Source organism: Brevundimonas sp. R86498, from assembly GCF_044598075.1.
Taxonomy (GTDB): Bacteria; Pseudomonadota; Alphaproteobacteria; order Caulobacterales; family Caulobacteraceae; genus Brevundimonas.
The window spans coordinates 3,229,352-3,241,544 of sequence record NZ_CP139004.1; the positions used below are offsets into that span (position 1 = coordinate 3,229,352).

16 protein-coding genes and 1 pseudogene are annotated in these 12,193 nt (G+C 68.6%); 1 reads left to right on the plus strand and 16 read right to left on the minus strand.

Annotation, left to right across the window (positions count from 1 at the left end):
• Positions 1-41: 41 nt before the first annotated feature.
• Positions 42-356, minus strand: a complete 315-nt coding sequence (hspQ, locus tag SJY26_RS15940; protein WP_396593958.1) for a heat shock protein HspQ — start codon at positions 354-356, stop codon at positions 42-44.
• Between the two features lie 148 nt (positions 357-504).
• On the opposite strand from hspQ, the gene SJY26_RS15945 reads away from it, so the two are divergent.
• On the plus strand, positions 505-1,626 hold the full coding sequence (locus SJY26_RS15945; RefSeq protein WP_396593959.1) for a Ppx/GppA phosphatase family protein: 1,122 nt from the start codon (positions 505-507) through the stop codon (positions 1,624-1,626).
• On the opposite strand, the gene SJY26_RS15950 is transcribed toward SJY26_RS15945, so the two are convergent.
• From SJY26_RS15950 to SJY26_RS16020, 15 genes and pseudogenes are all read right to left on the minus strand, one after another.
• The gene (locus SJY26_RS15950) at positions 1,593-2,546 is read right to left on the minus strand and encodes a peptidylprolyl isomerase (protein WP_396593960.1); all 954 of its coding nucleotides are present in this window, start codon (positions 2,544-2,546) and stop codon (positions 1,593-1,595) included. The genes SJY26_RS15945 and SJY26_RS15950 overlap by 34 nt on opposite strands.
• Before the next feature lie 2 nt (positions 2,547-2,548).
• Positions 2,549-3,421 carry a peptidylprolyl isomerase gene (locus SJY26_RS15955; RefSeq protein WP_396593961.1) on the minus strand — a complete coding sequence of 291 codons (873 nt, stop codon included), beginning with the start codon at positions 3,419-3,421 and terminating at the stop codon, positions 2,549-2,551.
• 13 nt (positions 3,422-3,434) lie between these two features.
• Positions 3,435-3,923, minus strand: a complete 489-nt coding sequence (gene coaD, locus SJY26_RS15960; RefSeq protein ID WP_396593962.1) for a pantetheine-phosphate adenylyltransferase — start codon at positions 3,921-3,923, stop codon at positions 3,435-3,437.
• A gap of 90 nt (positions 3,924-4,013) precedes the next feature.
• A complete protein-coding gene (locus SJY26_RS15965; protein ID WP_396593963.1) occupies positions 4,014-4,796 on the minus strand; it encodes an aminotransferase class IV in 783 nt (260 codons plus the stop codon).
• A gap of 57 nt (positions 4,797-4,853) precedes the next feature.
• Positions 4,854-5,468, minus strand: coding sequence for a response regulator transcription factor (locus SJY26_RS15970; RefSeq protein WP_396593964.1), 615 nt, complete (start codon positions 5,466-5,468; stop codon positions 4,854-4,856).
• Complete coding sequence (locus tag SJY26_RS15975; protein WP_396593965.1) at positions 5,455-6,516, minus strand: sensor histidine kinase; 1,062 nt, start codon at positions 6,514-6,516, stop codon at positions 5,455-5,457. Before SJY26_RS15975 ends, SJY26_RS15970 begins: the two co-directional genes overlap by 14 nt.
• A gap of 185 nt (positions 6,517-6,701) precedes the next feature.
• Positions 6,702-7,325 carry a response regulator transcription factor gene (locus tag SJY26_RS15980; RefSeq protein ID WP_396593966.1) on the minus strand — a complete coding sequence of 208 codons (624 nt, stop codon included), beginning with the start codon at positions 7,323-7,325 and terminating at the stop codon, positions 6,702-6,704.
• A 105-nt stretch (positions 7,326-7,430) separates the two neighbouring features.
• The gene (locus SJY26_RS15985; protein ID WP_396593967.1) at positions 7,431-7,925 is read right to left on the minus strand and encodes a hypothetical protein; all 495 of its coding nucleotides are present in this window, start codon (positions 7,923-7,925) and stop codon (positions 7,431-7,433) included.
• Complete coding sequence (locus SJY26_RS15990; RefSeq protein ID WP_396593968.1) at positions 7,922-8,491, minus strand: response regulator; 570 nt, start codon at positions 8,489-8,491, stop codon at positions 7,922-7,924. Before SJY26_RS15990 ends, SJY26_RS15985 begins: the two co-directional genes overlap by 4 nt.
• Before the next feature lie 47 nt (positions 8,492-8,538).
• Positions 8,539-8,898, minus strand: a complete 360-nt coding sequence (locus SJY26_RS15995; RefSeq protein ID WP_396593969.1) for a hypothetical protein — start codon at positions 8,896-8,898, stop codon at positions 8,539-8,541.
• A gap of 7 nt (positions 8,899-8,905) precedes the next feature.
• Entirely contained in the window at positions 8,906-9,457 is a 552-nt protein-coding gene (locus SJY26_RS16000; protein WP_396593970.1) for a chemotaxis protein CheD, read from the minus strand.
• On the minus strand, positions 9,457-9,846 hold the full coding sequence (locus tag SJY26_RS16005) for a response regulator (RefSeq protein ID WP_396593971.1): 390 nt from the start codon (positions 9,844-9,846) through the stop codon (positions 9,457-9,459). The genes SJY26_RS16000 and SJY26_RS16005 overlap by 1 nt, the downstream gene beginning before the upstream one ends.
• Entirely contained in the window at positions 9,847-10,878 is a 1,032-nt protein-coding gene (locus SJY26_RS16010; protein ID WP_396593972.1) for a chemotaxis response regulator protein-glutamate methylesterase, read from the minus strand.
• Positions 10,875-11,729, minus strand: coding sequence for a CheR family methyltransferase (locus tag SJY26_RS16015; RefSeq protein WP_396593973.1), 855 nt, complete (start codon positions 11,727-11,729; stop codon positions 10,875-10,877). Before SJY26_RS16015 ends, SJY26_RS16010 begins: the two co-directional genes overlap by 4 nt.
• A pseudogene (locus SJY26_RS16020) lies at positions 11,726-12,191 on the minus strand (chemotaxis protein CheW). The gene SJY26_RS16015 and the pseudogene SJY26_RS16020 overlap by 4 nt, the downstream one beginning before the upstream one ends.
• Positions 12,192-12,193 lie beyond the last annotated feature (2 nt).

Genomic DNA, 12,193 nt, shown 5'->3' on the forward strand with positions numbered 1-12,193 from the left:
TCTAGAGGGCGACCGTCTGCCCTCCAAGCGCCACGGAGCGGTCAGTGTATGGGGTGGGCCCGTGGAGCCATGTGACCCTGATCGTCGACCGTGAACCAGACCGCCTGATCCTCCGGCGAAAGCGGCTCGACCCCCGTTTCCGGTTCCAGCACCGCCTCGGCCGCATAGACGAGAAAACCGGAGTCCATGCCCATGGCCAGGACCCGGTAGAAGGGCTGGTCATGCTGGTCGGGACCGGGCTCGTGGGCGGGGCCGGCATAGGCGGCATCGACGTCGACCACGACTCCCCGGAAGGATTCCTGCCGGTGGCGGACGATCTGGCCGAGGCCGAATTTGGCGGTGTGGCAACGGGTCATACAGGCTCGATACAGGCGCGAGCCTGAGCAGAAGCCCCGTCGTTCCGTTCATCTTCGGGTCATATGGGGTTGGCGCGAGCCGGTGGGTGGGGCTAGGCTGGCCCCGACGGGCGCCCGTGACGGCTGCGCCCACTTGAAAGTTCGGCCCATGCCGGCACCCGACCTCGCGCCGCGCCGGCGCGATGAGCGGTCCCGGGTCAGCAGGGCGTCGATGTGGGATGGGTCGGGCCGCGAGGCCCCCGTCTTCGGCGCTCTCGATCTGGGGACCAATAATTGTCGCCTGCTGATCGCGCGACCGGCGCGCGAAGGCTTTCGCGTGGTCGACAGCTTCAGTCGCATCGTCCGGCTGGGCGAGGGCCTGTCACGGACCGGGCGTCTGGACACCGCCGCCATGGACCGGGCCTATGAGGCCCTGGCCCTGTGCGCCGACCGCGTGATCCGGCGTGGCGTCGAATCGGCCCGGCTCAGTGCCGTGGCGACCCAGGCCTGCCGCGCGGCCGAGAACGGCCCCGCCTTCGTCGAACGGGTCCAGAAGGGCACCGGCCTGCGGCTGCGCATCATCGATCCGGTGGAAGAGGCCCGGCTGTCGGTCGAAGGCTGCCTGAACCTGTTCGATCCGCGCGCCGAGGCGGTTCTGGTCATTGATGTCGGGGGCGGCTCAACCGAGCTGTCCTGGCTGCGCAAGGCGGGCCGCGAGATGAAGACGGTCGGCTGGATGTCGGCGCCGCTCGGGGTCGTGACCCTGGCCGAGCGCCACCCCGAGCCCGACGGGTCCGGCGAGGCCTGGTATGAAGCCATGGTCGCCGACATGACCGCGGCCCTGTCCCTCGGCACCTTCGACGACCCGGACTTCCGGCGCCTGTTCGCCGAGGGCCGGGGCCATCTGGTCGGAACCTCCGGTGCCATCACCAGTCTGGCGGGCGTTCACCTGAACCTGCCGCGCTACCAGCGCGACCGGGTCGACGGGCTGTGGATGACCCGGTCGGAGTGCGAGGCGGCAGCCGAGCGGCTGAAGGCCCTGGGCCCTCGCGGCCGGGCGGACGAGGCCTGTATCGGCCCCGATCGCGCCGATCTGGTTCTCGCCGGCGCGGCCATCCTTGAGGCCGTGCAGCGGGCCTGGCCCAGCGAACGGGTGCGGGTCGCCGACCGGGGGCTGCGCGAAGGCCTTCTGCTGCAGCAGATGCGCGAGGCCAAACGGCCGCAGCGCCGCCGCCGGCAGCGGGAGCGGCGTCCGGCTCAGGCCGCCGGGGCCCCCATCCCGGAGACCTGAACCGGCAGGTCGACGTCACAGACGGAAAAGTCCGCGCCCCGCGCCGTCCGCACGCCGGCCATCAGGGTGCGGAAGGCGGCGGACGAGGGGTTCAGCACATTGACCACGGGCCGGTCGATCTCGGCCAGATCCGCGGCGATGCGGACCCGGATCATCCGGTCCGGATCGGCGGTGACCATGCCGTTGTCGCCGTCGCCGACCTTGATAGCCCGCACGACGTCCAGACCGGACACAACCCGCCCCCAGACGGTGTAGCGCTTGTCCAGCGCCGGATAGGGCTGGCGCATGAGGAAGAACTGGCTGTTGGCGCTGTCGTTGGCCTCGTCCCGCGCCATGCCGGCCACGCCCGGACAATAGGTGCCCCAGCCGTGGACCTTGCCATCGGCGGTGGTCGCCATCAGGGCGGTGGGCTGGGTCTGGATGGGCAGGCTGTTCAGAAAGCCCAGCATGGCCCCGGCCGGTTCCGCCACCGGGACGAACGGCATCTCCGGCCCGCGGCGGAAGGTGAATTCGGCCTTCAGGTCGGGAAAGGGGCTCTGGCCGTCGCCGGTGCCGAGGGGATCGCCGGTCTGGGCCATGAAGGCGTCGATGACACGGTGAAAGACGATGCCGTCAAAGAAGCCCCGACGGGCCAGCACCCGCATCCGCTCGACATGCAGCGGCGCGACCTCGGGGGTCATCTCGACCAGAATCCGCCCGCGATTGGTGTCGATCACCAGCAGATTGTCAGCCGGTACCGGCCGCCAGTCGGCGGCGGCATAGGCCGGTGCGGCCGGGATCACCCCGTTCGGGGCCTGGGCCTGGGCCTGCGCGTGACCCGGCGTCACCGCGAGGGCGAGAAGGCAGGCAATGAGGGGCAGAGACCGTGTCCGGGACCGGGCATCCCGGAGCGGGCGGGCATCGGTTGTGGACACGGTCATGGTCATCCCCCGGAAACCTCGACGACCGGCTGGACGTCGCAGACGGTGAAGGCATTGCCCTTGGCCGCGCGGGTCTCGGCGACCCGGGCCTGGAAGGCGGCGGAGCGGGCGTCCAGCACGCGGACCACCGGACGCTCCGCCTCGGGCAGGGCGGCGGCGGTGCGCGCCCGGGTCATCAGGTCCGGATCGACGGTCACGGCCCCGTCGGTGCTCTCCGGACCGGGCTTGAGCAGGCTGACCACGTCCAGCCCGGACACGATCCGGCCGAAGGCGGTGTAGTTGCCGTTCAGGACGGCGTTGGGGGCCATCATCAGGAAGAACTGGCTGTTGGCGCTGTCCGGCGATCCGGCCCGGGCCATGCCGGCCACGCCGGTGCAGAACAGACCGCCTGCGGTCGTGCGGAAGTCGGCCGTCACCATCATCTGGGCGTCCGGCTGGGTCTGGACCGGCAGGGAGCCGACGAGACCGACGATTCCGGTCCGGGCCCCGCCCTCGACCCGGGCGAAGCCAGCGTCGCGGCCGCGCCGGAAGGTGAACTCACCCGCGATGTCCGGCAGCTCCGAGCCGCCAGCCCCGGTGCCCAGCGGATCCCCGGTCTGGGCCATGAAGCCGGTCAACACGCGGTGGAACTTCAGCCCGTCATAAAAGCCCTGGTCGGCCAGGGTGCGGATCCGCTCGATGTGGCGCGGCGCGGCGCGGGGCTCCAGCTCGACCAGGATCCGGCCCTTGGTCGTGTCGATCACCAGCAGGTTTTCCGGTGCCACCGTGCGCCAGTCGCCGGCCGAGGCTGCGGGCGCGGCAGACGGCGTCTGGGCGGTGGCGGCCCCGGTCAGGAGGGCCAGAGCGGCGGCGAGGGCGAGCGGCGTGATCTTCAAGGCAGAGGTCCTGTCAGGGCTGGCGTTTGACGCGGTCGCGCACGGCGGCGGCGACGGCGGGGCTGACGAAACTGTCGATGTTCCCGTCCAGCCGGGCGATCTCCTTGACCAGTCGCGAGGCGATGGCCTGGTGGCGCGGATCGGCCATCAGGAACACGGTCTCGATGTCGCTATTGAGGCGCTGGTTCATCGCCGTCATCTGGAACTCGTATTCAAAGTCGGCGACGGCGCGCAGACCCCGGACAATGACCGTGGCGTCAAGCTTCTCGGCGAAATGCATCAACAGGGTCGAGAACGGCTGGACCTCGATGTCGGCGCTCAGTCCCGAGACCTCGGCCCGGACCATCTCGACCCGTTCGGCGGTGGTGAACAAGGGCCCCTTGTCGTCATTCTGGGCGACGCCGATGACAAGGCGATCCACCAGTTTCACCGCCCGGCCGATGATATCCAGATGGCCATTGGTGATCGGATCGAAGGTGCCGGGGTAAAGCCCGATTCGCATGGCGTTTTCCGTCCCCGGGGATACTGGCCCCGGTCTAGCACCGGTCCGTTTGGCTGTCTCCTCCCCGTACCGACAGCGACCGGCCGAGCCTCACAGCGCCTGCAGGGGACTGGCGCTCCAGGCGGCGGCGAGGCGGGCGAGCCGGTCATCGGGCGCGAACATCCGGTCACCGATGGCGGTCACGGCACAGGCCGGGGTCGCGCTGTTGCACAGGAAGGCCCCGTCGAACCGGCCGAGGTCGGCGACGGTCACCGGTTCGGTGACGCCCGACAACCCCACGCCGGCCAGATGGGCCTGGATCAGCGACTGGGTCACGCCCGCCAGCATCGGGGCCTGCGGCCAGACCACCGTGTCTGCGGCCAGAAAGCCGACATTCCACGATGGGCCTTCGGAAATCAGACCTTCGGCATCAGTGAACAGGGCGTCGTCGAACCCCGCCTCCCGCGCCATCCGCCGCGCGTGGATCAGGCCGAAGGTGGCCGTGTGCTTGATGTGCGCCTGCTCGCGCGCATAGGTCCGGACCTGCAGCCGGACCGCCGTGGCCAGGGGCGGGGGCGGCGGCGACATCACCGTCAGGACCCGCGGCCGCACCCGGGCGGACGGTGTGCGGGGCCAGATCTCGGGCGAGAACAGGCTGACGCGCAGCCAGCCGTCCATCCGGTCCCCCACGGCCGTCCGCAGAAAGTCGCGCAGGCGATCCTCGCCCACCGGTTCGCCGAACAGTTCGACGGCATAGCCGTCCAGCCGGGCCAGATGCCGGTCCAGCCCGCGCACGCCCCCGTCCTCGATCCGGAAGGATGTGTAGGCCCCGTAGTTGACCAGGGCGAGGTGGTGGTGGTCGCCCTCGGTCGGGGCCTGGCCGTCGATCAGCATGGGACCACCATGGCCTCCGCGGCGATCATCTGCAAAGCCTTCCGCGCCCCGACCGGCTCAGGAGCGGAACCGGGAACTCCGGGCCACCAGGGTCGCGAGGGCGGCAATGTTCGGGGCCTGGGTCTTGCGCAGGATATTGGCCCGGAAGACATCCACCGTGCGCGGGCTGATCCCCAGCGCCTGGGCGGCGGCCTTGCTGCTGGCCCCCTTGACCAGGTGGGCCAGGACCTCGCTCTCCCGGCGGGACAGGGTCTGGAGACGGGCATCGTGTTCGGGGTCAACCGGCCCGGCGGCGCCGGATGCACGGGCCGCGATGGCGGAGGCGATGGCCTCGACCAGGGTCGGGGGTGCGATCGGCTTCTCCAGGAAGGTGCTGGCCCCCGCCTTCATGGCGTCCACGGCCATCGGAACATCGGCATGGCCACTGATCACGACCACGGGCCAGTCGCCCCGACCGGCCGCCTTCAGCCGCTCGACCACGGCCAGGCCCGAGATCTCCGGCATGCGGACGTCCGTCACGACACAACCCGGCGTGAGTTCGTCCAGGGCGGCGAAAAAGGCCCGGGGCGAGCGGAACACCACCACCTCGAACCCGGCAACGGCCAGCATGGCTTCCAGCGAGGCCAGCACCGCCGGATCGTCGTCGATCACGATGACCCTACCCCTGGACACGGGCGTCCCCGTCGATCAGCGTGAAGGCGAAAGCGGCCCCTCCCAGGGTTCCCGGCACGACCTCGATCCGCCCTCCGTGGGCCTCCACGATCGTGCGGCAGATGGACAGGCCCAGCCCCATCCCCGCCGGCTTGGTGCTGGTGACCGGCGCGAACAGCCGCCTCCGGAGATCCGGATCAAGCCCCGGACCATTGTCCTGCACCGTCATGCGCAGGCCCCGGTCGATCGCCGCCCCCGTGATCAGGACGCGCCGGCGCCGACCGTTGGACGGGGCATCGACGGCATTGCGGACCAGATTCATCAGCACCTGCTGAAGCTGCACGCGATCACAGCGGACCACCAGACTGTCCGGCACCTCGACGACCACCTCCGCATCGGTCTCCCGCGCAGACAGGCTGAGGATCGGCAGGATCTCGGCCACAACCTCGGCCACGACCTCGGGTGCATGAAACCCGCTGTCCCGGGCCAGCAGGGCCCGCAGGCGACGGATCACCTCGCCGGCACGCTGGGCCTGCTGCTCGGCGGAGGTGATGAAATGGACGACCCGCGACCGATCCACCAGCTCGCGTCCGGCCAGGGTGCGGGCCGCATCCAGAAAGTTCACCACCGCCGAAAGGGGCTGGTTCAGCTCATGGGCCAGCATCGAGGCGATCTCGCCGAGCGAGTTGAGCCGCCAGTTGCGGGTCACCTGCTGCTGGAGGTCCTCAATCGTCGCCCCGGCAGCCTCCCGGGCGCTCACATCGGTGATGAACAGGATCATAAGCGGCTCACCGCGAACCCGGAAGGTCGCCACCCGGACCTCGACGGGCACGCCCGCCTCCGGAGGTTGCCGGGCCAGAAACGCCCTGCCTGCGCCTCTTCCATTGAAACGGGCCAGTGCGTCCTCGTCGACCGGGGACGGCAGGGCGAGGCCATCGATCAGGCCCTCGATCCGGACCGCCGGCCTCAGGCTCAGGGCCGCGCCGAACAGCGCCGTGGCTGCGGGATTGAAGCAGCGCACGGTGCCCGTCGCATCGACCGCGACGATCGCCATCGGCACGTCGATCATGACGCTCCTGGCGAAAGCTGCTTCCACCCTGTCTCCTCGCCGAACGGCTTTCCGTTCTTGTTCTTCTGTCGGTTGTCGCTCTTGCCCCCAAGCCAACGCGTCCCGCCTATCAAAGCTAGAGCGAATTTGCGTCCTAGGTAAAACTATCTACGCGCGACGGATCGCCGCCACCGGCCGGCCTGTGCTCAGGAGCAGGCTGCGGCGCGGGTGCGCGGCTGCAGGCCGGCCAGGGCACCGGACAGGGCCGTGGTCGTGGCACAACCCATCTTGCGCAGGATCCGCCCCCGGAAGACATCGACCGTCCGGGGACTGATCCCCAGGGCCTCGGCGCAGGCCCGGCTGTTCGCGCCGGCCACGAGGTGTTCGGCGACCTGCTTCTCCCGCGCGGTCAGTGCGGCATAAAGGGCCGGCACACCGTCGACGGCCTCGGGGGAGTTGACCGTCCTGCGCGCCCAGGCCCCCTGGACCGCGGCCAGCAACTGCCCGGGCGAAAAGGGTTTCAGCAGCAGGTCGTGCGCGCCGGCCTGCATGACCCGGACGGCGTCGGCGACCCCGGCATAACCGCTGATGACCACGACCGGCCAGGCGGCCGGTGCCCGCGCGTTCAGGGTCGCAAGAAGGCCCAGACCGTCCATCATCGGCATGCGCAGATCGGTGACCACACAGGATACTGGCAGGTCCGACATGCGGGCCAGAAAGGCCGCGGCGGACGAGAATCCATGGACGACATAGCCGGAGGCCTCGAACAGCGCTTCAAGCGATGCGAGCACAGCCGGGTCGTCGTCCACCAGGACGACTGAGGCGTTCAAACGTCCCTCCTGTCGTCCCGGAAGTTGAAACCTACGTTTCTGCGAAACTAACTCATTCGCAGCCGCAAAGAGAAGTAAGCAGTAATACTTATGTCGACCCGGCGGTCAGCGACCCGCCTGGGGCGTCACATCCACCCGCGCCTGGCGACTGATTCGCTCTCCGCACTGGTCGATGCCCAGGATGAGCTGCTCAAGATCCTCCGGGCTCACCGCGCCGCGCCGTGTAAGGCGAAGCAGATTGACGGCCGGTGTCAGGGCCCCGTCCACCCAGGTGTCGGTCGCAATCAGGCTGGCGATCAGGCGGGCTGCCGCATAGAGGGCATCGACCAGACCGTGCATTTCGACCACGGCGCAGGCCGCCAGCATATTGTTGATCAGGGCGTGGGCCCGCAGCAGATCCTTCCTCGAAGGCCGCTGGTGCGGGTCGGAGGTCATCTGCGCGATCACCTCGATCGCCTCATCGATCCGGGCCTGGCATTCGCTGGTCAGGCCGACCAGATTGCCCTGGGCCTGCTCGATCGCTTCCTCGACCGGGATGCCTCCGGCCTTCTGGTACTCGCGATGGAGGACCGTACGGACCTTTCTGATGATCACGCTCATAACGAAAGCCTCTGCGGCTTCATCATGCCGTCGAGTTCTTCCTGCGTCATATTGGCACCGCTGGGAAGACCCAGTGCGCCCCTCTGGTCCCCCTTGCGGCGCCCGGTCGGCACATCCGCCGGCAGGCCCTCGAATTTGAAGCGCCGGTCCGGGCCGGTATAGGTCTCGCACTCGATGAAGGGCCGGTCTGCGGCGGCGACCCACAGGATCCGCTGCATCAGGATAGCCGGCGAGACCGGCTTGGTGATGATGAAGTTCGAGCCGCAGTCGCGGGCGTTGATCACCTCGGGCTCGAGCGCATGCCCCATGATGGTGAAGATCGGCGCATGACAGTTGGGCTCCATCCGCGATTTCCGCAGCCAGCGCACCAGATCGTTGCCGCTCTCGTCCCCCAGCTGCGCATCGCACAGCACCAGGTCGATGGTCTCCTTCGACAGAAGGGCGCGGGCCTCCTCGGCGCTTGTGGCCCGGTGAATGCGGTCGACGCCGAAGCCGAGCAGGGTCTGGCTGAGGATGTCCAGGCCCTGTGCGTTGGAATCTACGCAGAGCGCCTTGATGGTGCGCAAATTGATCCGCGTCGGCCCCGAAGGCGGCGGCGCTGACCCCGGTGCGGTCACCACAATTCGCATTCTCCCGGCGTGGCCGTGGCGACTTCACGGGCTGCGCCGTGGAAGCGCTGGTGCAGGCCGCTCAGGGTCGAGGCCTCGGCGGCCTCGCGGACCATGGCGATGTCCAGCATGCCGCCGTTGGCGGCCGCGGACAGGGACAGGCGCCCACAGAGCACAGCCATCTGTTCGATGTGCTGAACAAGGGCGTCCAGCTGCTGCACCTCCATCAGGGCCTCATGCGACCCCGGCTGGCTGGACAGGAGTTGGCCGGCCAGATGCTGCAGCCCCTCGCCCGCGAGAGCCCAGCAGGCCAGTTCGTCGGAAAGACCGAGGAACAGGTTTTCGAGCGTGGAATCCGTTTTCATCCGACCCTCAATCAAAGAGTTCGACAGCGCCGCTGTCGCGTTCGGGCTTGCGCACCATGACGACCCGCTCGCGCGCGATGACCGCGGCGTCCTGGACCAGATGCTGGGCTGCGGCGCCCGTGGTGGGCGTGTAGTGAATCCGGCGGGCCAGGGTGCCACCGAGGCTCTGGCTGATGATCGGAATGCCGTCCTCCTGCAGGAAGCGCTGGACGAACTCGGCATTCTTGCCGCCGATGTCATTGAAGCTGGACGTCATCCGGGCCCCGCCGAACACCTTGGCCTCCAGCCGGTCCCGGCGCGCACCCATGGCCAGCAGACCGTTGATCAAAAGCTCCATGGCCTGGGCCCCGTAGCGCCGGTCCCCTGCCCCGCCACCCGGCGCTTCGGGCAGCAGGAAGTGGTTCATCCCGCCGATGCCCAGCACCGGATCGCGCACGCAGGCGGCCACGCACGAGCCCAGGATGGTCGAGAAGATCACCGACCGATCGCCGGAAACCTCATGCGACCCCTGGCCCACATGGACCCGGCGCTCGTGGATGGGCTCCAGGCCTGGGGTCATCAGGTCAAGGCTCCGTAGACCGCCTCGATCTTCTGCCGCAGGGTCGTCACGGTGAACGGCTTGACGAGGTAGTTGTTGACGCCGAACTGCTGGGCCCGCTGGACCAGATCGGAGTCCGCGCGCCCGGTCAGCATGATGAAGCCGGTGTTCTTCAATGCTGGTGTCGCACGGACCGCCCGCAGGAAGTTCAGGCCATCCAGCTTGGGCATGTTGTAGTCCGAGATCACGAGGTGGCTCTTGTGCTCCAGCAGGGCGCGCAGGCCGTCCTCGCCGTCGACGGCGTCCTCGACATCGGTGATACCGATCTCCTTGAGGCCGATGCGGACGAGCGAGCGGATCGTTTGCTGGTCATCGACGACCAGAACGCGAAGGGATGATGCGGCGGGCATCTAGCGAGCTCCAGGCGAAACAGAGGCAGCCGCGAGTGTCGCAGCGGCGATACGAGGCAGGGCGAGCTGGCGCTCGACCGCGCCGGCTTCAAAGGCAGCACGCGGCATGCCGTAGACGACGCAGGTGTCCTGGTCCTGACCGAAGGTGGCCGCGCCCGCCTGGCGCATGGCCAGCAGGCCGGCGGCACCGTCCTTGCCCATCCCGGTCAGGATCACGCCCACCGCGCGGTTCCCGCAGGCCGTGGCCACCGATGAGAACAGGGCGTCGACCGAGGGCTTGTGGCCACTGACGGGACCATCGTCCCCGAGGCTGCACCGGGGCGTCCGGCCGCCGGAAATCCGCAGATGGCGGTCGCCGGGAGCCAGCCAGACATGACCGACCGTCAGTTCCGCGCCTTCCTCGGCGATCCGCACCGTCGGCGCGCTCAGCCGGTCCAGGCGGGCAGCGAGGCTGGTCGTGAACGTCAGCGGCATGTGCTGGGTGATCACGGTCGGCGGGCAGTTGGCCGGGAAGCTGGTGATGACCTTGATCAGGGCTTCCACCCCGCCGGTCGAGGCACCGATCGCAACAACCGAACCGGATGGCTTGTACTCTCCGGCGGCCGGGCCGGTGGCCGGGGAGGCACCGGCGGGCTGGATCCGCGCCATGGCCGCAGCCTTGACCTTGGCGGCGAGCTCGCCGAAGCCCTCGCCACCGCCGGCAACCGGCTTTCCGATACAGTCCACCGCGCCCAGTTCGAGGGCTGCGATCGAGATGTCCGCGCCCCGTTGCGTCAGGGTCGAGACCATGATGACCGGGATCGGCCGCAGCCGCATCAGCCGCTCGAGGAACTCCAGGCCGTTCATATTGGGCATTTCGACGTCGAGGGTGACCACGTCGGGATTGAGGTCCTTGATCGCGGTGCGCGCCTCGATCGGATCCGCCGCCTGACCCACGACCAGCAGGTCGGGATCCGCGCGCAGCGAGTTGATGATGAGGGCACGCATCGTCGCCGAGTTGTCAACGACGAGGACCTTGATGGGACGGCTCATGATTTGTCCTTCAGGCGATAGATGGTCAGGCCGGCCGAAACGAGTTCCGGGATCAGCGAGCGTTCGGAGTGGCCGATGTAGAGGCGTCCATCGGGCGCGAGGTGCTGGGCAAACCGGGTGAACAGCTTGGTCTGGGTCGGCTCGTCGAAATAGATGGCCACGTTGCGACAGAAGATGGCGTCGAACTTGCCCTTCATGGGCCACGGTTCCATCAGATTGATCACGCCGAAGCTGATCATCTCGGCGAGCGCCGGCGCAACCTTCCAGCCGCCGGACGCATCCTTGGTCAGGAATTTCGAACGCAGATTGGCCGCGATCGGCTCGACGTCGCCACTGTTGTAGACCCCGCGCCGCGCATGATCGACGACCAGCGGATCGATGTCCGTGGCCAGGATCCGCACGTCGTAGCGCGCCGCATCGGGAAACGCCTCCAGCAGGGTGATGGCCATGGTGTAGGGCTCGTGCCCCGCCGAACAGCCGGCGGACCACAGACGCACTCGCCCTCCCGCCCGGGCCCGGGCGATCAGTGGCGGCAGCAGCTCGGCGGCCATGTGGTCGAAATGGTGCGGCTCGCGGTAGAAGCGCGTGACGTTCGTCGTCAGGGCGCTGAGCATGGCCGCGTGTTCCGGATGGTTCGGATCCGAACGCAGCAGCTCACAGTAGGACTTGAAGCTGTCCAGCCCCAGCTTGCGGACCCGTTTGGCGATCCGCGAATAGACAAGCGTGGCCTTGGCGTCGGCCAGATGGATGCCCGAAGCCTTGTACAGCAGGTCCGCGATCGCGCGGAAGTCGCCCGTCGTGAACGGGAACTCGCCGTCGGTCGGCGTCGTATCGGCGGCCAGCGCGTTCACGCGGCCTCCTGCAGGATTTCATCGGGCAGCAGACCATCGAGCGACAACAGGCTGATCATCGCACCGTTGTTGGGGATGATGCCGCGGACAAAGGCCCGCACGGTCTCGCAGGCGATATCCGGCGTCGGCTGGATCAGCTCCTCGCCCACCGTCAGGATGTCCGACACGGCCTCGACCAGCAGTCCGACCGTCTCTGCGGTCGATCTTGGCCACGATGATGACGTGGCGGGCCGACGGGGGGCTGACCGGAATCCCCAGCCGCGTGCCCAGGTCGATCACGGGCAGCACCGTGCCCCGCAGGTTCATCACCCCCCGCACATACGAGGGTGACAGCGGCAGCTGGGTGGCGTGGGCCCAGCCGCGGATTTCAAGAACCGAATGGATATCAACGCAGTACTGTTGAGCGCCCATGCGGAAAGCCACAAGCTCACGCTGTTCGGCGGATGTGGTGGCTGAGGGCATTA